Source organism: Antarctobacter sp. (genome assembly GCF_034670325.1).
In the GTDB taxonomy this organism is placed as follows: Bacteria; Pseudomonadota; Alphaproteobacteria; order Rhodobacterales; family Rhodobacteraceae; genus Antarctobacter.
Genome location: NZ_JAXMNR010000002.1, coordinates 248,717 through 271,768, shown reverse-complemented (window position 1 = coordinate 271,768; position 23,052 = coordinate 248,717). Strand labels below are relative to the sequence as shown.

The following is a 23,052-nucleotide window of genomic DNA, read 5'->3' as shown; positions in this document are numbered from 1 at the left end:
ATCACGGGTCCCCGCGCAGAACAGCCAACAGGGCGCGCACCTCGGCCCGTTTCGCGGCCATCTCGGCGCGGCGGGCAATCAACCCGTCGATCTGGGCCAGCGTTTCGGCGGAGGCCCCGAAGCCCGCGTTTTCCTCCTGCAGGGCGATCTCGGCGTCCAAATCGTCCAGAATTACCGAAAGCTGTGCGTCCAGCGTGGTTGCGACCTCGATCAGGTCCGCCCGTTCCGCGACGGGATCATCCACCGTGGCATGTGTCTCGGCGCGCAGGGGCAAGGCGGTCAGCCCAAGTGCCAGTACGCAAGCGCCCACCAGGGGCGCTTGCAGGAACCGGGCTTTGACGGTCATCTCAGTTCTCGACGAGGTTGGGATCACGCTTGCGCAGCGCGTCTTCGACCTGCGCCACACGGTCCGCACCCTGTTGGATGATGCCGGTGGCATCGGCAAACAACTGCTGGATCTGGTCGTAACGGCGCAGCTTGATCAGGAAAACGATGCGCTTGCGCTCTGCTTCGACGGCGCGGATGCGGCGTTCCAGCGCCTCGAACTCGGACACAAGGGTGCCGCGCTGGTCGGAAAACACCTGCGCGTCTTCCAGAAAGGCCTCTTCGAAATCAAGGAAACCTTCGACCTTGGCGGCCTGTGCGTCCAGCTTGGCGGATTCTTCCAGTGCTTGCAGGCGGGTGACATAGCTGCCGTCGGGGTCGCCCACGGCGGCATGGGCACGCAGGGTGGCGATCATCTCGTCAAAGGCGGCGTCCGCCTCATTCAGTTCGACCGTCGCAAGGTCGATCTCCGCCGACAGCGCGTCGATCCGGTCGATGGTCGCCTGCCGCGACGCGGCGATGTCCTCGATCACCTTGGCAAGGGAAACTTCTTCGCCGTCCTGTGCCTGCGCGGTGCCGGAAATTGACAGCGCCAGCCCAAGGACAAGGGCGGAGGCAAAATTCTTCAGAGACTGAAACATCTGGGTACTCCTGCTTGAATATTAGGAAAACCGCGCGAAGCCCGCACGGTTCAGTTGCAAATAGAAGGGTCGACAAAGCCCAGGCTGGTCAGCGAGGACAGGTCGCGTTCCAGATTTTCGACGACAACACTGATCTGGCGGTTTTGTTCTTCGGCCCCGACCAGCGATTGTTGCAGCTGTGTCTGGAACACCTCAACCACCGCCTCGCAGTTGTCAAAAGTCCGGTTGGTGCAAAATTCCTCACCGCGCGAGGCAAACCATTTCGAATACTCAAGGCGGCAAGAGGTGACTTGCCCCAATTTGTCGCTCAACTCATCGGCGCGGCCACTCAGGGACGAGGCCCCGATGTCGATCTGGATCAGCATGTCCTCACCGATGCTGCAGGCCAGCTTGACCAGTTCATCGCCGTTCAGGGGCCGGTCGCTGAGACCCAGAGAGGGCATCGCGTCATATTCCCGCTGTACCACGCCGGTCTCACCGCTGAGACAGCCAAACATCGCTTCCAGCGCAAGGCTGGAGGTCGCGCAGGCCGGGCGGTCTGAGAAGAAGGCGTTGAAAATCGCCAGCCGGTCCTTGTTGCGCGCGATGACGCGGCTGGGTTCACGCGGCAACAGGCGTTTGTCGTCGATACAGGCCTGTAGCGTGACAAGGCCGGTTTCCGAAGGCAGCGGGCAGCTTTCGCCATCCGCGTCGGGAAGTGCGGTCATCGCGGCATCGCAGGCTTCGGTATTTTCCAGCAGGAATTTGGTCGAGGTGCAAGCCACCTGACAGTAATTCGGGCAACTGGTCAGCATGTCGTCCGCCGAACACTGTTCGACCGCGAAACTCACCGGGTCGGGCGCATCCTGAGCAAGGGCGGCTCCGGTGGCCACCATTAGCCCGCTTGCAACCAGTATCGGGGCAAGAAAAGGTCGGGGAACCAAGTATTGAAAGACGGTAAACGACATATCAGACTATCCAAAAATTGCTTTTTCCAAGATACCTTGGGAACTTGTCAAACGCGTGTCACCATCCGAAGATACCCTTGGTCCCTAGGATAGCAAATGTTTTTTGATTTCGATATTGAACCGCGTCTGGCGGGGTTGCGCCGTTTCGGTCTTGCGTTGGTTTTGACGGCTATCGCGTTGGTTTTTCTGACATTCCAGCCTGTTTTCGCGCAAGACGAAGGGGACGACCCGACCCCCGTGCCAGAGCCCGCCGCGCTGCCCGCCCTTTGCGCCGAGGCCGGGGTAACGGCTGAGGACTGTCTGGGGTTGCTGGGACAGTTTTCGCTGGATCTCTATTGTGACATCAACGCGGTTGAGGATGCAGAGTGTCCCGCGTTCATCGCCGCCTACAGGATGCCACCGGACTGCCGCGCCGCCAATCTGACCGTTCTGGGCTGCGTTGATTTCCTGTCCCGCCGGACACGCTATTTCCGCGAGCAGGTCAAAGGGCTGATCGCGCAATGTTCCTTTGAAACGGATGAGGTCTGCGCGCCGGTCAAGGTCGATTTGCAGGATCAGATCGCGGAACTGGAGGCGCAATTGGCGCAGGTGACGGCGGAGAATGCCGACCTGAGGGAGCAGGTTGACGTCCTGACCGCCGCCAAGGCCGATCTGGATGCCCAAGTTGCCCGGTTGACGCAGGACGCGCAGGCAACGACCGCTGAATTGGCCGTCGCGCAGGCTGCACTTGAGGGCAAACAGCTTTCGGTTGCGGATGTGTGCCGGGCCGCGGCGGCGCGCCTGAACGCCCGTGCGCAAGAACTGCTGGCCGCCGCCGCGCCGACGCTGGACCTGACCGCCTGCAGCGCCAGTCCGATTGCAGAGATCACGCGCTTTCTGACCGCGCTGTCAGAGGGTGGCGATCCTGCCGCGCCCGCGCCGGACGCCGCCGCGACACCAGATCCTGCTCCCGACCCGGACAGCGCCTTGTCCTGCGCCGTAGTCCCTAGCGCAGAGGATCTGGTGGCCTTTGTGACATCCCAACCCGATGTCTTTGGCGGCTTGCCGCCTGTACGGTTCAACCGGATGATCCGGGAACTGGCCGAGGGCAAACAAGCGCAGGACACCATCAATGCGATCTGGCCAGACCCGATCGACGATATTGATGCGGCGTTGCCGTTTGTGGCGATCGACCTGATTTGCAAGCAGTTCCCGGCAACCTGTCTTGCCCAAAGCGGTCAGGACCTGTGTCCGTGATCCGGGGGGCGGCGCTGGCGGGGGTCCTGCTGGCCGCCGCGCCGCTGGCGGCGCAGCAATGCCCTGTCTTTCGGGTCGCGCCCTGCATTCCTCTGCCACCGGTTCAACCTGCGGAACCGTCCTGTTCGGGCCTGTGTCAGGGGCTGAGCGATCAAATGCAGCGCGGCTGTTCCAGCGGCCCGGATCAACCCTACGCCGATACCATCTTTCTGCGTCGCCCCGGTCTGCTGGTCGGCACCGAGACGGACAGGCAGGCCCTCGCACTGGCGGCACTGGCGGAAACGCTGGACGGGGCCGCGCCGCTGGCCGCGCCATTGTTGGACAGCCCCGACCCGGGCTTGCGCTATGCGGCGGGTCTGCAAATCGCGCTGACGGCGCTGCGGGCGGGTCAAATGGCCGATCCCCGGTTTACCGAGGCGTTGGACCACATGGCGGCAGTCGAGGATCCGGGTGTTCCGCGCAGCGATCTATTGTTTCTGCAAGCCATGTTGGCCGAGGCCGAGGGGCGCGAGCATGACGCCTTGTCCCTCGCACGTACCGCCGCGCTAGCGGAGCCGCGCTTTTTCAACGCGCTGGCGCTGAACCTTCGGTTGACGCTGGCGCAAGGCGATCACCTGCGGGGGGCCGCAGGGCGACATTCCAGCGCCGAGGCCTGCGAATCGCAGTTCACCGATTTGCTGACAGCCCTTTCGCAGATTGCCGATCTGGAACCCTGCCCACGGGTTGCGGCGCATCTGGAATTGTACCTGTCGCGCAGTTTGCGCGCCCCGGACCGCGCGCCCGGTATGCAGGCGGTCCAAGTCTATCTGGCGGTTCTGTCGCGGCGCAAGACGCTGGCTGAAGGCGCGCTTGCCGCCTTTAAGGACCCGCCTGCGCCGATATGCGCGGACAGTGTGGCGCTGGAACTGCAAGGACTGCTGCAACTGCTGGAAGAGGCCCGGCCATGAGGCGGCTGCGGTTCGTTGGATGCAAGGCGGGCTGGCTGGCGTTGATCGTGCTTGCGGGTCTCGGGCTGTGGCAGGGGGCCGGAGGGGCGGCACTGGCACCGGGCGGTTGGTTCTGGTCGCTGGCGGCGGCGCTGGGACTGGCGGCAGTGCTGTGTCCGGCTTGGATGCTCCGGGCGCTGCCTGCGGCGTCTCTGGCGACCCTGCTGGGGGGGCTGGTGTTCTCCCTGCTGCCGGATCTTCAAGGGCAGGGGGCGGCGATGGCCCTGATGCTGGGCGCGGGTGGGGCGGCGGGCCTGTCTGCGCTGTTGTGCTTTGGCGGACGGGCTGCGGTCGGCATGGCGCTGCTGGCGGGCGGGGTGCATATCGGGTTGATGCAGGTGCTGACTGTGGCCCCGATGGCCTCACCCTTTGTGGTCTGGCCGTGGTCCGCGCCGGGGCTGCTGAGCGTGTGGATGGCCGTCGGGACAGCGATCAGCCTGACAGCGCCGCGTAGTGGCGCAACACCTCGGCGCGCAGCCAAAGATAATCCCGAGTCAACCGGCTCCAAGTAAGGCGCAGGATCGGCTCTGGCGTGCCAAAGCGGCGCGCCTCCAGCACCAGCCCTGCCGCTACCCGGCTTTCGCGGGTCCATTCCAGCCGGGGATCAAAGACATTGGCCGGGCGCGGCGGGCAGTCGGTGCAGTCAAAAGCGGTATCGGCCATGGCAAGGCGCATCAGATCGGTGCATTGGCGGTCTGAAAGCATCGGGTGGCCGACAAGGCAAAGCTCATATTCCGTCAACCGCTCGCGCACCCGGCACAGGGAAGTGACCAGCCGCCAGTCGTCGTCCAGCGCGTCCTCGCCGCCGACGCGGCAATTCTGCGCCGGGGTCGCCACGATCCAGTCGGTGCCGCCCTCGGGGGCCAAGGGCGCGAGCGCGGCAAGCATCTGGCCGGATGTGCGGCGGGCGAGGGACAGATCGGTGCGCAGGGCGGTGGCGTAGGGTTGTGCCGGATCGGTCCTACGGCAGCTTTGCGGCGCGGTGGCCAGACAGGCAGAGGCAAAACCCGGTAGCGACAGCGACAGGCCGGACACAGCGGTGATGAACCCGGAAAGCGGGGTTTGCAGATCGGCGGCGATGGCGCGACGTTCGACAGTGGTCTGGACCAGCCGCCCGCCTGACCATCCAAGCAGCGCCAGCATCCCCAGCAAGAATAGCCCGCGCAAAGCCCGCATCATCGGGCGACGGCGGCGGGGTCTTGAGGGCGGGGGCACCTTGACCGGATCGGGGGACGGCGCGGGCGATGACACGTCAATAGGCACGTCCGACCGCATCGCCGCAGCTGTCCGCGTGGCCGCCAAAGCCGCTTCAAAGCTTTCGTGTGGCGACCAGTCCAGTTCGGACAATTGCAGGCAGATCCGCAGATAGACCAAGGCCGCGCCAAAGGTGTCCGGGTGCGCGCCTTCGGGACGGGCCGCCAGCGCGGTCAGCAGCGGGCTATCCGGGGGCAATGCAGCGATGAACTCGGCCGGATCGAATAGCGCGTCCTCATCCGGCTGGGTCCCTGACAGATACCACGCCAGCAAATCGGCCCGTGCGCGGCCATAGCGCGCCTGACTGCGGAACCGGTAATAAGGGTGCGCGCCGGTCGGGTCGGTCATTTGATCCGGACCTCATCGTAGGGGCGCGGCATGTAGCTGAGCGGCAGATAGATCGTCTGCACGTTGCCAATACCAATCCGTGGCCAGATGTATTTGCGGCTGGTCAGATCGTCATAGTCCTGTTCCACCTCATCCCAGACCAGATCGCCGGGCCGCCCGTCAGGACCAATCTCGAACGGGCGCTCCACCCGCAGGTTGGAATCGATCAGCTTGAGCAGTTTGCGGGTGCGGCACGCCTCGCGGCGGTAGGCCTCGACCCGCGTGCGGGTGGTTTTGGACAGGCTGCCAAGGTCCTGACCCAGTTCAAAGACCCCGTCGCCAAGGATGGTCCGATTGACCAGCGGGATGTCGTCGCGGTTGTCGAAATAAGCAAAGTAAAGCGCGTTGTCGCGCGACAGCACATCTCCTGTCAGAATCTCGATCACCTGACGCAGCGCGTTGGACAGCAGGCCCTCAGCGCCGGTGTCATGCATCGACTTGCACAGGATGTCGAATTGCTCGGACAGCAATTTGACGTCGTTCGGGCCGATCGCGGCGAAATAGTCCCAATCGGTTGAGGTGCCGTCGGCGGGGACCGCGACATAGCCCTTGGCCGCCAGTGTCCGCGCCTCGGCAGAGCTTTGCACGTCGTCCAGATCAATACCGTAGATCTTGCGGGCCGCGGCAACCAGTTGCGCGTATCCGGGCGGATAGCGGTTCGATTCCGCCACAGTGCTTTCCTCACCGCTAAGAAGGACGCTGGCGATCTGCGTGCTGATCACGTCTTGTAGTTCCGTCGCGCCGCGCAGCGACTGGCGAATGCGCAGGCGGGCCTCATCGTCGGACTGGCCACCGCGCGCGGGATCATAGGTCAGTTGCGTGTCGATCCCCATCGGCACACCGCCGATCCGGGTGCGGTTCAGCAGGTCGCGGGTCTGGGTGACAAAACCATCGTTCACCCCGGCGATGAATTCACCCAGCACCGCAATCGGCACGTAAAGCACGTTTTGCTCGATCATCAATTCGACCAATGCATCGGGGGCGGGGGCTCGGTCGCCGTGATCGGCGATATGTACAACGATGCGCACGCCGTCGGGGCGCCAGTCAGCAGAGGTGATCGCCTGAAACAACGCGGCAAAGGCGGCCTCTGGTTTGCCACCTACCGGGTCGGCGATGAACAGATCGGATGTTTGCAGCGGGTCGAACTCATCGCCGCCATAGATTTCGGTCAGCGGCACGGCGGTCTTGATCTGCATCGGAGACGCCAATTCCATGCCGCGCGTTGACATAAAGTCACCGTACATCATAGCGCCAAAGCGGTTGGTGGTTGAGGCGCGCGCCAGTGCGATGTCGGCGACCTCTTCGGCGACCATCGGAAAGTAGTCGGCCATAGAGGCCGTCGCATCCATGACAAAGAGCACGTCGACGGAATCCAGCAGGCTGATTTTGTCCACCACCCGGTCTCCGCTGGCCTCGGAGCACAGTTGGTCCTTGCCGCAGCGTGCGCCGATAAAGGCGATCTCAAGATGCGGTTGCTGCCGGGTGCCCAGCGTTGCCTCGGGTGCGCGGTTGTCGACCAATACCGGGAATTTGTCGAAATCCTCAGTGGCCGTCAGCATCGCGTCCAGATTGGGCGGCACCTCGGCCAGCGGTTCGGCGGCGGCGGTGCCAGGGGCCTCGGTCAGGATTGGGGCCGTTGCGCCCGCTTGGAAAAACGTGGTCAGGCGCGAGAACCAGACCGTTCCGGCGGTTTCCAGCACCCAGCCCTCGACCGTCTTTTGATCCGGGCCGATCAGCACAAACAGGTCCTCGCCGTCGGGTGAGGCCGCCACATCCCAGACCTTGAAGACCGAAAAGATCGACAGGTCGCTGGCCAGCCGCGCATCGGTGTCCGGTGCGGAATACCGCGCAACGGCGGTGCGGTCGGCGGGGTCTTCGGCATTGGCGTTCCATGTCAGGAACTTGGTTTCAATCGGGTTGTCGGCAAAACTGCCGTCAGGTTGGCGCATTTCTTCGCAGAGCGCCTCAAAGCTGCCCAGTTCTTCCTTGCGGGCGCAATAGTCAGAGACGCTCATCGGGTCGAGGGAGGGACAGGCGCGGCCCCGGTTGAACGGCGTGATCGGCCCGGCATCGCCCTGCGCCCCGCCCAAAAGCGCGGTGCGCGGCACCCAGCCGCAGAAATTCTGCCCCTCTTCGGCAAGGATCAGCACAAGGTCCTCTGTGCGGGCATAACATTTGACCGGGGTGAACGGCGGGATCACCGCGTCGGTCATCGGTTGCGGGGCAAGTCGGCCCGATTTGATCTGCTGGGCGCGGACCGTGACGCTGTTGCCACTGCGCGGATAGGCGGAGATCTTTTCGTAAAGGTCGGTCTGGCAGGTCCCAGAGGGGCTGACGAAACTGTCGGCTTGCTGGGCGCTCGCGGGCAAGGCCAGCGCCAGCACGGCGGGGAGAAGGGCGGCGGTCAGGCGGATCATTGCAGGCCTCCGAAGAGATAGGGGGCAAGGGTTTCGAGGGCGAGGATCAGTTTGAACTGATCCGCGACATCGGGTGTCAGGACCCAGTGGACCAGGCCGCTGCCATCTTCGGGACAGCGGGTGGCAAGCCGTTCGGCGGCCTCGGTAAATGCCTCAGGGCCAGTCGGGTTGATCAGCGTTGCCTGAACCGGTCGGGACAGGTCAAACGCGGCCTCGCGACTGAGGAAATCGATCACCAGAGATCCGCGTCGGCTGGCCTCTGGCAAGGCCGGGGGGGAGGCGCAATAGTCAGCACCCGCATCCAGACCGCTGCGTCCAATGATGACAAAGCGCGGTGTGGTTGCAGTGGAATTGGCGAGGTCTTTCAACTCGTTCTCAAGGTTCAGCGGGCCAACCTCACCGGGGCGCAGGGCGTCGGCGGCGCGCAGCGCGCTTTCGGCGGTCAGCGGTTCAGGCGGTAGAAATCCCTTTGCCACACCCCCCGCCGCCTGCAAAAGGAACAGATCCTCGACCCGTTGGCCAAAGACCGCCTGCGCCGAACTGACGAGGATGCTCAGCGCGGATTGCATATCGCGCCCGCCGCGCGCGTGGGTCCAGCCCGGATACAGGTCCGGTCTGAGTGGCGCACCGTTGGTGTCCTCCAGCCCGGTGGTGTTGTAGAGCAGGACAAAGACCGGCCGCGCAGTGCTGCGCAGCGTCGCCTCGGCAAAGATCACATGGCCGTCATCGGTCACGGATACGGGCAGAACCGGCATTTGTGACACCCCTGCCAATGGCAGCGCCGTTTCGGGGAAGCGTCCGCCCCACGCAAGGCTGCAACTGGACGGATGCGGTTCCGGGCTGGTCAGGGACTGAACCTCTGTTGCCGCAAACAGGCGCAGGTTGAGGGTTTCGAGAGGCACGGCAGAGATCGCCAGATCTGGGTCAATCGCCACGGTGAGCCTGCCATAGACCTCTTCGCCCTCGGCGTTGGTGACGGCGCTTCCAAGATCAATCTGCATGGGCAGGCGCACCGGGTCATGATCGGGGTGGGTGATTTCGACCAACGGGTTGCAATACTCGAACACGGCGCTTCCCGGCGGGTCCGCCAGCAGCAGGTCCACCCCGGTCAGCAGGCGAGGGGGCGGCGGTGGCGGGGCGCGCAGGACCAGCCGATAGCCACGGTCAGCGGCGACGATTGCATAGGACTGCAGGCCTGCGTCCAGCAGGCCGAACTCGATCATTTGCGCCAGCGCCAGCGCGCGGTCGGCCTCGCTGCCGCCAAGTGCCTCAAGCGCGGCGCGAATGGCGCTTTGCGCCTGCGGATCGTGGCTGAATTGGGCCATTGCCTCCTGCAAAGGCAGGCTCTCCAGAAGGATCACCTCTTCTTCGGGGCCGATCAGTGTGATCGACAGGGTTTCATCGGTAAAGGCATTGACACCATTGGTTAATTTCGGGTCTTCGCCACCGGCGTCCGGGGCTTTGGTCACAGGTGGCGCGACGGGGATCACCGGGCCGCTGGCCGCCAGCAGCCGGGTTTTGAATCCGTTCAGATAACTGGAGCATGGCCGGTCGCAGGTTACGGCGACCAATTGCCGACCCTTGCCCTGCCGCAGGTCCAGACCCATCCACGCATAGTCCGCTTTGCCAAGCGTCGTATCCTTTTCGTTGGCGATGTACGGGGCGACGCTGAAGCTGGCGAATGCATCGCCTTGCGCGGTCAACGCCCCGCCTTCACGCAGGTCGGGATGGAACAGAAGCGGGCCAACACTCATCCGGGCGTTGGTTTCGGTGATCGAGGGGCCTTCGAGAAAGGCCATGTCAAACACGCCTTCATTGAAGACAAAGACCGACACCGGCATCGGGGTGCCGTCGCGACGGGGCAGTTCCTCGAGGGTTCTGTCAGTGCGCAGGAGTCCGGTGACCTCGACGCAGCCTTCGTGTCGGAACGCGCCCGTCGTATTGAAATCCACCGGGTCGCGCTGGCGCTCTGCCAATCGCCCGAAATAGCCGGAAAAAACCGGCTGCGCCTCTGGTGTGCGCAGCGCGACGGCGTCAAACAGTGGGGTTTCGTCCCGTATCAGGTTCATCGCCGACAGATCGCCCGACAGCCTGCTTTCCGCTAAAGCCACCAGCACGGCGTCACAGACCGGTGGTTCCTGCGCGTGCAGCGCGCCCGCGGACAGAGCCAGCCCAAGGGTCACCGCAAACCTTGTGTGTTTCATGGCCTCTCTCCCTTCGCAGTTTTGTCCAGCGTGCCCGCCCCAGCGTCACACGCCCTGCAATTTCTGTCCAATGTCGCGGTGGCTGAGCCACCAGTGCACCACAACAACCAATCCAACGGTCAGCACCAGCCCATAGGCCAGTCCGACCGCCTGCGCGGTCTGAACCGCGGACCAGTCCAGCCAGTCGGGCGACAGGTCCCAGATTCGCGCAACGCGCGCCGCCAGCAGCCGATGGGCGAGGCCCAGTACAAAGACCGCCGCGACGGTCGCGACCAGCGTGATCACCAAAAGTTCCAGCAGCACCAGAAACGCGATGTGGCCCAGCCGGTAGCCCACCGCCCGCATGATGCTGAGGAAGCGTTCATTTGAGACGATGAAGGCCTGCACCGACAGGCCGACCGCAATGGCGATGGAGACGGACATGGCCGTCATCACCGCGAACAGCAGGTTGCGGCTGCCCAGTGCAATCCCCAAGAGCCGCCGCACCTGTGCCAGCGCGTCATCGTTCAGCTTGTAGCTGGGTCCATAAATCTGGTCGTAAAGTTCTGGCCGGTCGGCGCATTCGTCGATTGTACAGAACAGTTTCTCGGCATAGTCGGCGTCGAAATACAGCGCCGCGCTGTCAAAGGGCGGCCAGCCGTTGCCCCAGTGGTTGGGGCGGATGTCAGGTGTTTTCATCAGCCGCAGGTAGGCGTCGTTGGTCATGGCGATTTCGGCGCTCAGCACGGACGATCCGGGGATGTCCGCGATCAAACCGGCGATGTGCACCGGCTTGAGCAGTTTCTCGGTGCCAAAACAGAACTGGTCGGGCAGGGGATCGCCCGGGTCGATGCCGAACCGGCGCTTGAGAAAATCCGGCGTGACAAAGGCCGCATCGCGCAGATCGGGTTTGTCGAATTGGCCGATTGTCAAAAGCCGCGCACCCGGAGGCGTGACCGGCAGTTGGCGATAGAGCGGCTCGGCATGGTCAAAAACCACCAGCACGGCGTTGCCCGCCCGGTTGCGCGCGTCGTCGCAGTCGCCGCGCAGATCTGCCGTGCGCACGCTGAGTTCCAGCCGTCTGCCAAAGACCTGCGGGGGGCGCGCGCCTGCTGCTATATCGGGGGCAAAACGGTCCGCAAGATCGCTTTGGATCTGTCGCACCGCGCCCAAGGACAGCAGGTCGGCGGCGGTGCTGTCCACGTCACCGAACCGTTCCAGTGTGTAGTGGGAGACCTCTGGCCGTGACAGGTCGCGGGCAAATTTCGCGTCCAGAACAGAGGTCCCGAATAGGGTCGCATAGGCCGCGAGGATGCCCAGCAGGATGATTAGCGCAAAGGTCGGGCGGGTAAACTGGAACGGCCCGCCCCAGATCCGGTGTGACATGCGCCGCAGCCAGCCCGGCGGGTTTTGGGGTTCGGGCTGGCGCGGGAACAATTCCGCCAGAACAAAGCGCCAGATGAAATGAATGATCCCGAAAAGGTTGAACCGCGCGGGGGCGGGGCTTTCCTCAGGCGCGCCATTGGCGCGGCGCTGCTCCGCTCTTGTGGGGTTCAGGAGCAGCCCCTCATCGCCGACAAAGGCCTCGTCCAGTAGGGGCAGGTCGGCCCCTTGCGCCTTCAGCCGGTCCAGCGCCGCGCGCCGAGTCGCGGTGTCAGACCTGTCGGGCAAGGCCAGCGGCGCGCCGTCCTGTGACAAGACCCGGCCCCGGTCGACATAAAGCACCGCATCGGCGATCTCCAGCGCCAGCGCCTCGTCATGCGTGACCCAGACAACCGTCGCGCCAGTGTCCAGCGCCCAGTCGCGCAGGTGGCCCATGATCCGCCGGGCGTTTGCGGAATCGAGGCTGCTGGTAGGCTCATCGCAAAAGATCACGCGCGGGTCGGCGGCAAGCGCGCGGGCCACGGCAATCCTCTGCTGTTGTCCCCCGGACAGGTCGGCCACCCGCATACCCTGCAAAGCCTCGGCGTTGCCGTCCGAGCGAAGGAGGCCGAATTCTGTCATCAAATGGTTGAACCGTGCGGGTTGCAGCGGTGGGCGTGTCAGGGCGCGCGCCATGTCGACATTCAACCCCACGGACAGGCTTTTCATCAGGTAGGATTCCTGAAAGACAAAACTGACCGTTCCCGGTTTCGGCAGAGCGCCTGCCAAAAGGTCCGCACTGTCGTCGCCGCCGGGCAGCAGGCAAAGGTGCGACCCACCCGGCACGGCGGATACAAGGTTTGGTGCCTTGAGGCCGCTCAAAACGCTCAGCAAGGTCGATTTGCCAGAGCCTGATGGCCCCATGACGGCCACAACGCCGGGGCCTGTGATGTCCAAAGTGTCGATGTAGATGCCACTAAAACCGGGTTGCTCGCTGCCTTGCGCCGAGCGGTAGACCACACCGGTCTTTCTGCAAATCGCCACGCGCTTTTGCACTTGAAACCTGTTTGTTTGAAATCACCTGCGGTTGACTAAACCGTGTTCGGCACAGCCGTGCAAGGGCGCAGGCCCGCTGGATGACGGCGGGGGTGAGGCTACAGGCGGCCGAGGTTGAGGAGATGGGACTCTGCGGGGGCTTTCCGTCATGAGCCCCGGACAGCAGCGAACCGCTCTGGACGGCATTCGAATTCGGTGCATAGTGGGGCCTGACGGATCGCCGCACAGGTCCGGTTCGGCCCAGTTGGGCAGATTGTCGGCGCATATGTTTGTGGCCCCGGCAATAAAATGCCGTGTTTGCGCCTTTCGGCCATGTACTTTCCCGCAGGCTTGGCCTATACGTCCGGGTCTTGTGCCGATGCGGCGCTGTTTCCGGCACGTGCTGCCGCTATTCCATGGAAATTCCCCACTATGATCTCTTCCCTGTCCGAGGCGCTCGCAGAGCGTGGATTCGACAAGCTGACCCCTGTTCAAGAGGCCGTCATCGCGCCGGAACTGGCGGCGTCGGACCTGCTGGTCTCGGCGCAGACCGGGTCGGGCAAAACCGTTGGCTTTGGCCTTGCCATCGCGCCCACGTTGCTGGGCGAGGCCACGGCGTTTGACCGTGCGGCAGAGCCTCTGGCGCTGGTCATCGCACCGACCCGCGAACTGGCCTTTCAGGTCAAACAGGAACTGGCGTGGTTGTACGCCCGCACCGGCGCGGTGGTGACGTCCTGCGTTGGCGGCATGGATATGCGCGACGAACGCCGCGCCCTGTCACGCGGGGCGCATATCGTTGTCGGCACGCCCGGACGTCTCAAGGACCACATCCTGCGCGGATCGCTGGATCTCAGCGGGTTGAAGGCCGCGGTTCTGGACGAAGCGGATGAGATGCTGGATCTCGGGTTTCACGAGGATCTGGAATACATTCTTGGGGAATCCCCAACAGAGCGGCGCACGCTGCTTTTCTCTGCCACCGTGCCGCCGACCATTGTCAAACTGGCCGAACAGTATCAGCGCGACGCCAAGCGGATCAGCACACTCAGCGGCACCACCCAGCACGCCGATATCTCTTATCAGGCGATCCGCGTCGCGGCGTCGGACAGCGAGCATGCGATTTTCAACATGCTGCGCTTTCACCATGATCAAAGCGCCATCGTCTTTGCCAATACCCGCGCGGCGGTGAACCATTTGTCGGCGCGGCTGGGCAACAGAGGGCTGGCCACGGTCAGCCTGTCGGGGGAACTCAGCCAGACCGAGCGAACCCATGCGTTGCAGGCGATGCGCGATGGGCGGGCGCGGGTCTGCGTGGCGACAGATGTGGCCGCGCGCGGCATCGACCTGCCGAACCTCAATCTGGTGATCCACGCGGATCTGCCCACCAATACCGAAAGCTTGCTACATCGCTCTGGCCGGACGGGTCGGGCCGGCCGCAAGGGGATATCGGCGCTGATCGTTCCGCCGCGGATGACCAACAAGGCCGACAGGCTGCTGAAATGGGCCAAGATCAACGCCGAATGGACAGAGGCCCCGTCGCCGGAGGATATTCTGCGGCAGGATGAGGAACGTCTGTTGTCCGATCCGGCCTGGGACGAGCCGGTGACAGAGGAACAGGCCACCTTTGCCGCCAAACTGCTGGAGCGGCACGGCCCCGAGGTCATCGCCGCCGCCTATCTGCGTCTCTACCAGTCACGCCACGCCGCGCCTGAGGAACTGCTGCCGCCGGATGCGAAACCGGCGCGCTCTGCCGAGCGCAGCTTTGGTCCCAGCCGTTGGGTCTCGTTGTCGGTTGGTCGCGGTGACCGGGCAGAGGCACGCTGGCTGTTGCCGCTGCTGTGCCGGTCCGGTGGGCTCGACAAGAACGATATCGGCGCGATCCGGGTGCAGGACAGTGAGACCTACGTGGAATTGCTGGCCACCAAGGTCGACGGCTTTCTGTCGGGACTGGGGGCGGAGGCCGTTCTTGAAGACGGCATCAAGGTGCGTGCCATGGACAAGGCCCCGGACCTGAAACCGCAGCGCCGGGGGCCAAAGCCGGACGGCGCAGGGCCGCGTCCTTACCGGGATCGTGCATCCGACGACAAGCCGCGCAAGCCGCGCCCGCCACGCGACGACGCCGCCGCACCCGCGCCGCGCAAGGAACGCTCGGAGGGCGACGACCGGCCAAAGCCCGCCGCCAAGGCCAAGTATGGCGACAAGCCGAAATTTGGCGATAAGCCAAAGTACGAAGGTAAGCCCAAGTACGAGGGCAAACCGAAATACGAAGGAAAGCCTAAGCACGAGGGCAAGCCCAAGTACGAGGGAAAGCCACGGGCAGAGGCATCCACGTCTGCTCCGGCACAGGCCCGGTCACAGGACAAGGACGCAGCCGGACCGGCAAAGTACAAGGCCCGGCCCAGCCCGGCAGGCAAACCCGGACATAAATCCGCCGGTCCGAAACCTTTTGGTGCCAAGCCAAAAGGGCCGGGCAAAGGCAAACCGCAAGGTGCCAGCGCGGGCGATGCCAGCAACACCTCCAAACGGTTCACGCCCAAAAAACCGGGCAAGGCCCCGTCCAAGGCACGCGGACCGGGTGGCCCCCGTGAGGGCGGCTTTGACGCACCCCGGCGTGGCAAGCGCTGAGGTCAGGCACTCCCACGGTGCGGCCCCAACCGGACGGTTTGTCCGGGTGGGGCGCGCTGTCTGGATCGCTGTATGTGTGGTTGCCCCTCACGTTAGGTGGGCGCTCGGGTCAAAAATGACCCGGCCTTCCTGCAAGCGTCATCAAGCCTGTGACCGATCCTGGGTTTTCTGAACGTCGGCCCTTGCAAGAGGCGTGATCTCGCGCGATGCCGTTCCCGCAACGGCGACCACCAGAATACGGACCAGACTCATGACCGATCACAGCAATCGCAAACCCTCTCTTGCCACCCGTGTCGCGCAGGCCCTGCACGCCGTCGAAGCCGAGACCGGGGCGGTCGTCCCGGCGATCCAGCCTGCGGCGACCTATGCGCGGGACGAAAACTACGCAGTGCGCAAACCCTATTGGTATCGCCGTGACGGAAACCAGACCACCAGCCACGCCGAGGCCATCATCGCTGAGTTGGAAAATGCCAAGGAGTCGTTTCTGTTCGCCTCGGGCATGTCGGCCTGCACTGCGGTGATTGAGCAATTGCCGACCGGCGCGCATGTGGTGGTGCCGCGTGTCATGTATCACGGGGTCCTGCATCAGTTTCAGACCTATGCGGCGAAGCAGCGGATCACTCTCGACTATTACACCGCCGGAAACCTCGATGAACTGGCGACTGCCGTCAAACCGGGCGAAACCCGGCTTGTCTGGGTCGAAACGCCCAACAACCCCAGCTGGGAAGTGACCGACATCGCCGCCGCCGCAGAGATTGCCCATGCCGCCGGGGCAAAGCTTTTGACGGATTGCACAGCGACGCCGCCCAACATGACCCGGGCGCTTGATTTTGGTGCGGACTACTCCTTCCACTCGGCGACCAAATACCTCAACGGACATTCGGATATCACCGCCGGGGTGCTGTCGGTCAAGGAGACCGATCAGGACTGGGAAGACATCTATCTGGTGCGCAAGCTGCAAGGCACGGTATTGCAATCGCACGATGCATGGTTGCTGATCCGTGGCATGCGGACACTGTTCCTGCGGGTCGAGAAATCCTGCACGAATGCCATGGCGCTGGCCCGGCACTTTGACGGCCACCAGCACGTGGCGGCGGTGCTGTATCCCGGACTGCCGACCGATCCGGGACATCAGATTGCCAAGCGTCAGACCGACGGTCAGTTCGGCGGCATGTTGTCGATCCTCGTCAATGGCACCGAGCAGAACGCCATCGACGTGGCGCGGTTCTGCGAGCTGTTTTATCCTGCAACCTCGCTGGGCGGGGTGGAAAGCCTGATCGAACATCGCAAGACAGTCTCGGGTGAGGGGTTCCCGGTGGATGCACGGCTGCTGCGCCTGTCGGTTGGGATCGAAGACCCCGATGACCTGATCTATGACCTTGAACAGGCATTGGCGCGGGCATTCAGCTAAAGCGTCCCGATCCGCCACGGCGGGTCGGTCAAGTCGCACGACAACTGTTGTATGATCGCTGTGCCGTCGGATGGATATCCGACGGTTGGGCATGCTCGTTGACTCGTGCCGATCCGTCCTTCGGGGCCGAGTTTGGCCAGAAGACTTGATTTATACAGCCCTAGCTTGCATCCTTTGGTGGAACTTCTCCAAAAAGGTTTCAAGACATGCTCCGCTTCAGCGTCGCCGCCACCCTTCTCACCGTTTGGTCCGGAGGCGCTGCGCTGGCGCAGGCCGAGAGTACGACCTTGCCGTTGCCATCGTCGTTGCCGCTGCTGGACTACGAAGAACAACTTTATCCGTTCATCGCCGACCGCACCTTTGCCAAGGAGGGATGGATTCGCGACAAGAGCTGGCGCGACACCGGGCCGTTTGTTCTCGATACCTCGTACGGCGTGCATCCGGCGGTGCGGATCTACTATTCACCAGAGGTCCTGACATGGCTTGAAGGCGGGCGGAAAGGCGTCATTCCCGACGGCGCGATCGTGGTCAAGGAAATGGCCTCTCCCCCAGCCGCCCGCTATGTCGAATACCGCGAGATGCTGGACTACATGCACCCTGACGACCCCGCCAAGGTCGAGGCCGAGATGCTGGAGTTTCTGCGCACCACCGGCGGGCTTAACTGGACCGTCATGGTCAAGGACAGCGCGCTGTCGCATGGCGGGTGGTTCTTTGCCTCTGTCGGACAGTCGGCTGCGGTGGACAACTTTGACCCTCCGTTTACGCCGCCCTCGGGGCAGGCAGGGGACGGGATGTGTATGCGCTGCCACGCCTCTGCCGCCGAAGAACTGATCTATTCCAGTCTCGACAATGTCGAAGGCTATCCCGGTGAGCCGCTGATCTTTCGCGTCGACGAAAGCTGGCGCGATATGGAGGGATTCCCGCCGGGGCCGTTCAACCTGCCAGCCGTCCAGCGCCCGGCGATGGGCGCCAGCGAGGCGGCCCTGATCGAAGACTACTTTCATAACGAGACGGCGCTGGCGAAATCCAATGCCAAGGTGGCGCCCTCTCCGATGGTGATTAACCCGATCTTCGCTGCGATGTTCCCGCCCACTGGCGGCATTGCGGTGCCACCGGGAAAGGTTCAGACGCTGCCCAGTGAGTGGCTGGACCATGTGCCGGCGCGGCCCAACGATGTGCAGCATTTCCTGACCTCGGACAATTGCATCGGCTGCCACGGCGGCCTTGGCGGTCCGCCCTCGGGCACGACGATGTTTCTGCAAACCGGGCCGAACTATGGTGATGGCTATAACATTTCGGAATACGGCGAATGGCGCTGGTCGCCGATGGGGCTGGCCGGCCGTGACCCGATCTTTTTCGCCCAGCTCGAAAGCGAGTTTGCCTTGCTGCAAAAGGCCGGTTCGGGCGATCTGACCTCTAATCTGGGTACGACCTGCCTGTCGTGCCACGGCGCGATGGGCCAGAGGCAGCTAGAGATCGACGCCCACGCCAACCCCGACGCCGGTCTGGACCCCAACAATTTCAAGGTCGCCTATACCCTGCTGCACAGCCCGCTGACCGAGGCCGAGGAAAAGGCGCAAAAGGCCGACGGCACCTATGATTACCACCTCTACGGCAACCTCGCGCGGGAGGGGATTTCCTGCACGGTCTGCCACCATATTGCACCGCCCGAACGGGCTGAGGGGCAACCAGAGTACAACAAACTGGATACCTACTTGATGAATGGCACCACCGGGGTCTTTCGGATGACCGAAGCAGACCGCCTGATCGGTCCGTTTGACGATGTGCGTCAGAAACCGATGGAGAATGCCATGGGGATCACGCCGGTCAAGGACGACTACATCAAGGACAGTGAGCTTTGCGGGGCGTGCCATACGATCAACCTGCCCAATGTGGATGCGCCCACGGACGAGCCGCTAGAGGGTTACACGGCAGCGGATCAGAAGGTGTTCAACGATGCTGCCCGCAATGGTGCGGCCTTGCTCAACACCGAATACGGCGTGACCTTCCCAAAGGCGCTGACAGAGTTTCAGCACTCGGTCGAGCAAGCCACCTATATCGAATGGGTCAACAGCATCTACAGCGAAAAGGGCACGGCGCAGTCCTGTCAGGACTGCCATATGAAGTCCGACTTCCACAGCGTTGATGGCAGTCTGTCGGTCCCTGCCATAACCACGCAGATCGCCACCATCCAGGACACCAAGCTGCCCGATGTGGCGAACCTGTTGCCGCAGGAAGATGTCGACGTGCCGTTCCGCGAGGGCTATCGGCGGCACAACTTTGTCGGTCTCAATGTGTTCATGGTTGAAATGATGCGTCAGTTCAGCGCCGAAATGGGGATGAGCCGCACCGATCCGATGACGTATGCGACCAATGGCGCACAATTGGCGATCGACACCATGGTTCTGCAAGCCAGAGAGGAGACGGCGGATGTCACGCTGGACCTGAGCAAGGGGTACGGTGGACTGGTGGCCAATGTGCAGGTGACCAATAAGACCGGGCACCGTTTGCCATCGGGCGTCAGCTTTCGTCGGGCCTTTCTCGAGGTGCAGGTTGTGGGCGAAAGCGGTGAGACGCTGTGGTGCTCGGGCTGCACAAACGGGGCAGGTGTGATTGTCGACCCGTTGGGGATGCCGCTGAAGACAGAGTTTCTGGACGTGGTGCCCGAAGGGGCCGACATCGCGCTGTACCAGCCGCACTACAGGGTCATCAGCGACCAGACACAGGTGCAGATTTACGAGGAACTGACCCTGAACGCCGAACGTGTCTTTACCACCAGCTTTGTGCACCGGGACTTTCACCCCAAGGACAACCGCCTGACCCCGCACGGCGCGCTGACCCCCGGCACGCAAGAGTTCATTGCGCGATTTGGTGACAGCGAGGTCACCGCCGCCTTTATGAAGGCGACCGTCCCGGAGGGGCGGGCCGCCTCTGATCCGGATTTCAAACCCGGCTCTGACGCGTTGGAATACCGGATCACGCTTCCCGATGGGGTAGACCCGTCCAAGGTGACGGTCACGGCGACGCTCTATTCGCAGGCGATCCCGCCTTATTATCTCAAGCAACGGTTTGAGACCGCCCCGAATGGACCGGCGACGCAGCGGCTGTATTACCTTGCCAGCCGGCTCAAGACCAAAGGTACGGCCATCGAAAACTGGAAGCTGGCGACCGGGTCGGCGTCTGCGGTGCTGCAATAACGACGCGGTGAAAGGGACGAAGGCGGTTAGCCGCCTTCGTCCAACGGGGCCAGAAGGTTGGCGATCTCTGCCCGTAGCCATTCATGCGCGCGACTGGCCGAATAGCGCCGGTGCCAGACCAAAATGATCTGAACGACGTCGAGCGGCATGGGCGCGCGGTAAATGGTCAGGCCCGCGTCCTCGGCCACATGGCGGGCCAGTGCGGTCGGCAGCAAGGCCACCAGATCCGATCCGGCAACCGCCCGGTAGACACCGGAAAACACCGGCATGGTCATCACGACCCGGCGCGTGCGTCCGACGCGCGCCAGCGCTGCGTCGCCCATCGCCTTGATATTGCCCTGTTGGGAAAACAGGACATGGCCCAGATCACAAAACAGGTCGATCGGAACAACGTCGCCGGGGCCGACCCCGGCTCTTTGCAGGCGGGGATGCCCCTTGCGGGCGACGACCGAAAAACTGGACCGGAACATCGGCTGGCTTTCGACCCAATCGGGCAGGTCCAGCGCAGGGATCAGCGCAAAATCGACCTCATAGCGGTCCAGCGTCCCGATGTGGTCATCCGACACCAGACTGACCAGATGAACCCGCACATCCGGCGCGACGCCTTGTAGCCGGTCTGCAAGTTGCGGCATCAAAAGTTCGGCAAAGAAATCGCTGCCAGAGATCCGGAACCTATCCGTTGACCGCGACGGGTCAAAGTCCTCTCGATCCCGTATCAATGCCTCTGTCTGCTCTAGGATATGACGCAGCGGTTCTTCCAGCGACAGGGCGTATTGCGTCGCCTCCATCCCTTTGCCGCGTCGAAAAAACAACTGATCGCCAAGTGCCGCGCGCAACCGCCCCAGCGCCGCCGAGACGGCCGGTTGCGACAGCCCCAGACGGTCCCCGGCTTTGACGGTCGACTTGTCCAGAAGCAGCGCATTCAGAACGCGCAGCAGGTTGAGGTCAAAGCTGGATAAATTCGCCATGTGTATATGTGTAATATCTTTAATCGATTTTTCATATGACCACGTGCGCAGTAAAGTGAAGCCCGACGAAAGCGCTTTCGTCTCCAGCATTTCAATTGGAGGAGACGATGAAAGAGTCCCTGCTTGGCCCGGATGCCATTGAATGGCTCGGGGTCCACTACCGCACCATTCTGTCCACCAAAGACAGTGGCGGAACCCTGTCGATCACGGACTCGGTCTCGCCGCCGGGGTCGGGCCCACCGCGCCATATCCACCATGATGCCGACGAAAGCTTTGTGATGCTCACCGGCGACGCCGAATTCTGGCTGGCGGGCAAGACGGTGTCTTGTGGTCCGGGTGGCACCGTCTTTGTGCCGCGCGGCACAGAGCACACGTTTCGGGTGACCAGCGACGTGCCCGCGCGGCATCTGGTGATCCTGACCCCAGGCGGGTTCGAGCGGTTCTTTGTCGAGATGGCCGCGGGCGATTTCCGCATTCCCGACGACATGGCGCAGATCGAACAGATCGCCGCCCGTCACAACCTCAGCTTCACCGGACCGCCGCTTGGTGCCGACTTACAGGAGACCTGAACCATGAAATCCCTTCCGACTTTGTTCTTTGCGACCGCTGCCTTCTTTGCGCTGTGCGGGATGATCTGGGGAATCCAGATGTCGGCCACGCACGATCACTCATTGTCGCCAGCGCATGGCCATTTGAACCTGATCGGCTTTGTCATGATGTCGGTATTCGGAACCTATTACACCCTGACAGCACGCGCCGCACGGACGCGTCTGGCGGCAATTCACTACGTGTTGGTCACGCTCACAGTGATCGTTCTGGTGCCGGGCATCGTCTTGGCCATGACCGGCACGACTGAGGTTCTTGCTCAGATCGGCTCCGTCCTTGCGGTCGTCTCTATGGCGCTCTTTGCCTTCATGGTGGTGCGCCACGGCGTTGGCCCGGACCGGGCGGCGACTGGTGGGGCGTTGCCGCAGGCCCATCCTGCGGAATGATGCGGTGCCCCGGCGCGGCCATGTACGGGTCGGGGCATTTGGATCGCTACCGTGCTGACCACCGACCGGCGTCGGTCCGGTTCGGACCAGTGTTCAGATCGGTGTCCATGTCTGGCTCAGCGTGTCCAGCAGCGCCCGCACCGTCGGGCGGTCAAGGTGACGCTCCTGCGTGAGAAAGCTGAGCCGGGCGGGGACCGTGACCACGTCGCTGACCGCCAGCCCCGAGGTCTGGCGTTCGTGCAACGCGATGGATTCCCGGCACAGGCTAAGGCCGACACCGGCGCGGACCATTTCCAGCATCGACGCCTCCTGATCGACCTTGGCGACGACGTTTTGTACGCAGTTGTGGCGGGCAAAGACCTCTGCCAGCAATCCGTGATGGGATGAGGTCGGCGGCGTGCCAATCCAGGGCAGGGTGGCCAGCGAGGGCCAATCGGCCCGGTCCACGCGGCTTTGCCACCCCGGCGGCGCGATCACGCGATAGGAAAACTGCGCCAGCGGGATCATGTGAACCGGATCGTCACCGGCCTGCGGGGCCGGTGCGTCCGGCGCGGCAAGAAAGAACCCGGCATCAATCTGGCCACGGGCCAACCGGGCCAGCACGTCTCCGCTGACCGCATGGCTGAGTTCCGTGGTGATGTCGGGATAATCCGCGCGCAGGCGGCGCAACAGCGGTCCCAGCCGGATGAAATCCGGGTCCACGATGGTGCCAATCCGCAGCGTGCCGCCGATCCGTCCGCTGCGTTTGCGCGCGCTGCTGCGAAAATCGTCCATGGCGTTCAGGACGTGTTCTGCCTTTGCCAGCAGGGCGGCGCCGTCGTCCGTCAATATCAACCCGGTGCCGGTGCGGCTGAACAACGGCGTGCCGGTGTCCTGCGCCAGCCGCTTTAGCTGTTGACTGACGGCGGGTTGAGTCAGGTTCAGCACGTCCGCGGCGCGCGACACGCTGCCCTCACGCGCGACCGTGATGAAGGCGAGCAGAGCATTGATGTTGGTATAGCGAGTCATATAATCTATGCTTATAATAGTATGTGAAATTTGTCATTGGAAAAGGAATTTCAAGCTCTGTACCACCGATGAAACGGGTTAG

General features: G+C 63.3%; 17 protein-coding genes. 8 read left to right on the top strand and 9 right to left on the bottom strand.

Translation table 11 applies throughout. The features are described from left to right. Position 1: 1 nt before the first annotated feature. The 3 genes from VOI21_RS06450 to VOI21_RS06440 are packed head-to-tail and all read right to left on the bottom strand — an operon-like array spanning position 2 to position 1,840. A complete protein-coding gene (locus VOI21_RS06450; RefSeq protein ID WP_323768900.1) occupies positions 2–346 on the bottom strand; it encodes a hypothetical protein in 345 nt (114 codons plus the stop codon). A gap of 1 nt (position 347) precedes the next feature. Beyond that, positions 348–965 (bottom strand): hypothetical protein, encoded by a 618-nt coding sequence (locus tag VOI21_RS06445; RefSeq protein ID WP_323768898.1) that lies wholly within the window; start codon positions 963–965, stop codon positions 348–350. Positions 966–1,015: 50 nt separating this feature from the next. Next, a complete protein-coding gene (locus VOI21_RS06440; RefSeq protein WP_323768896.1) occupies positions 1,016–1,840 on the bottom strand; it encodes a hypothetical protein in 825 nt (274 codons plus the stop codon). A gap of 168 nt (positions 1,841–2,008) precedes the next feature. Here VOI21_RS06440 and VOI21_RS06435 point away from each other — a divergent pair, with 168 nt between their 5' ends. The 3 genes from VOI21_RS06435 to VOI21_RS06425 are packed head-to-tail and all read left to right on the top strand — an operon-like array spanning position 2,009 to position 4,646. Further along, positions 2,009–3,148 (top strand): hypothetical protein, encoded by a 1,140-nt coding sequence (locus VOI21_RS06435; protein WP_323768894.1) that lies wholly within the window; start codon positions 2,009–2,011, stop codon positions 3,146–3,148. Beyond that, positions 3,145–4,095, top strand: a complete 951-nt coding sequence (locus VOI21_RS06430; protein ID WP_323768892.1) for a hypothetical protein — start codon at positions 3,145–3,147, stop codon at positions 4,093–4,095. Before VOI21_RS06435 ends, VOI21_RS06430 begins: the two co-directional genes overlap by 4 nt. After that, a complete protein-coding gene (locus VOI21_RS06425; protein ID WP_323768890.1) occupies positions 4,092–4,646 on the top strand; it encodes a hypothetical protein in 555 nt (184 codons plus the stop codon). Before VOI21_RS06430 ends, VOI21_RS06425 begins: the two co-directional genes overlap by 4 nt. Here VOI21_RS06425 and VOI21_RS06420 read toward each other — a convergent pair. Genes VOI21_RS06420 through VOI21_RS06405 form a run of 4 tightly spaced genes read right to left on the bottom strand, consistent with a single transcriptional unit; the run spans position 4,567 to position 12,781 of the window. Further along, a complete protein-coding gene (locus VOI21_RS06420; RefSeq protein ID WP_323768888.1) occupies positions 4,567–5,736 on the bottom strand; it encodes a hypothetical protein in 1,170 nt (389 codons plus the stop codon). The genes VOI21_RS06425 and VOI21_RS06420 overlap by 80 nt on opposite strands. After that, complete coding sequence (locus VOI21_RS06415) at positions 5,733–8,192, bottom strand: vWA domain-containing protein (RefSeq protein ID WP_323768886.1); 2,460 nt, start codon at positions 8,190–8,192, stop codon at positions 5,733–5,735. The genes VOI21_RS06420 and VOI21_RS06415 overlap by 4 nt, the downstream gene beginning before the upstream one ends. After that, positions 8,189–10,396: a hypothetical protein gene (locus VOI21_RS06410; protein ID WP_323768885.1), complete on the bottom strand. Its 2,208-nt coding sequence runs from the start codon at positions 10,394–10,396 to the stop codon at positions 8,189–8,191. The genes VOI21_RS06415 and VOI21_RS06410 overlap by 4 nt, the downstream gene beginning before the upstream one ends. Before the next feature lie 45 nt (positions 10,397–10,441). Next, positions 10,442–12,781: an ATP-binding cassette domain-containing protein gene (locus VOI21_RS06405; protein WP_323768883.1), complete on the bottom strand. Its 2,340-nt coding sequence runs from the start codon at positions 12,779–12,781 to the stop codon at positions 10,442–10,444. A gap of 423 nt (positions 12,782–13,204) precedes the next feature. On the opposite strand from VOI21_RS06405, the gene VOI21_RS06400 reads away from it, so the two are divergent. From VOI21_RS06400 to VOI21_RS06390, 3 genes are all read left to right on the top strand, one after another. Further along, positions 13,205–15,394 carry a DEAD/DEAH box helicase gene (locus VOI21_RS06400; RefSeq protein WP_323768881.1) on the top strand — a complete coding sequence of 730 codons (2,190 nt, stop codon included), beginning with the start codon at positions 13,205–13,207 and terminating at the stop codon, positions 15,392–15,394. A gap of 250 nt (positions 15,395–15,644) precedes the next feature. Beyond that, positions 15,645–16,805 carry a PLP-dependent aspartate aminotransferase family protein gene (locus VOI21_RS06395; RefSeq protein WP_323768879.1) on the top strand — a complete coding sequence of 387 codons (1,161 nt, stop codon included), beginning with the start codon at positions 15,645–15,647 and terminating at the stop codon, positions 16,803–16,805. A 206-nt stretch (positions 16,806–17,011) separates the two neighbouring features. Beyond that, positions 17,012–20,002, top strand: coding sequence for a hypothetical protein (locus VOI21_RS06390; RefSeq protein WP_323768877.1), 2,991 nt, complete (start codon positions 17,012–17,014; stop codon positions 20,000–20,002). A 26-nt stretch (positions 20,003–20,028) separates the two neighbouring features. On the opposite strand, the gene VOI21_RS06385 is transcribed toward VOI21_RS06390, so the two are convergent. Next, positions 20,029–20,970 carry a LysR family transcriptional regulator gene (locus tag VOI21_RS06385; RefSeq protein WP_323768875.1) on the bottom strand — a complete coding sequence of 314 codons (942 nt, stop codon included), beginning with the start codon at positions 20,968–20,970 and terminating at the stop codon, positions 20,029–20,031. A 107-nt stretch (positions 20,971–21,077) separates the two neighbouring features. Between VOI21_RS06385 and VOI21_RS06380 the strand changes: the two genes are divergently transcribed. Both VOI21_RS06380 and VOI21_RS06375 read left to right on the top strand, forming a co-directional pair. After that, on the top strand, positions 21,078–21,539 hold the full coding sequence (locus VOI21_RS06380; RefSeq protein ID WP_323768873.1) for a cupin domain-containing protein: 462 nt from the start codon (positions 21,078–21,080) through the stop codon (positions 21,537–21,539). A gap of 3 nt (positions 21,540–21,542) precedes the next feature. After that, the gene (locus tag VOI21_RS06375) at positions 21,543–21,962 is read left to right on the top strand and encodes a hypothetical protein (protein WP_323768871.1); all 420 of its coding nucleotides are present in this window, start codon (positions 21,543–21,545) and stop codon (positions 21,960–21,962) included. A gap of 93 nt (positions 21,963–22,055) precedes the next feature. Here VOI21_RS06375 and VOI21_RS06370 read toward each other — a convergent pair whose 3' ends face one another. Beyond that, the gene (locus VOI21_RS06370) at positions 22,056–22,970 is read right to left on the bottom strand and encodes a LysR family transcriptional regulator (protein ID WP_323768868.1); all 915 of its coding nucleotides are present in this window, start codon (positions 22,968–22,970) and stop codon (positions 22,056–22,058) included. Positions 22,971–23,052 lie beyond the last annotated feature (82 nt).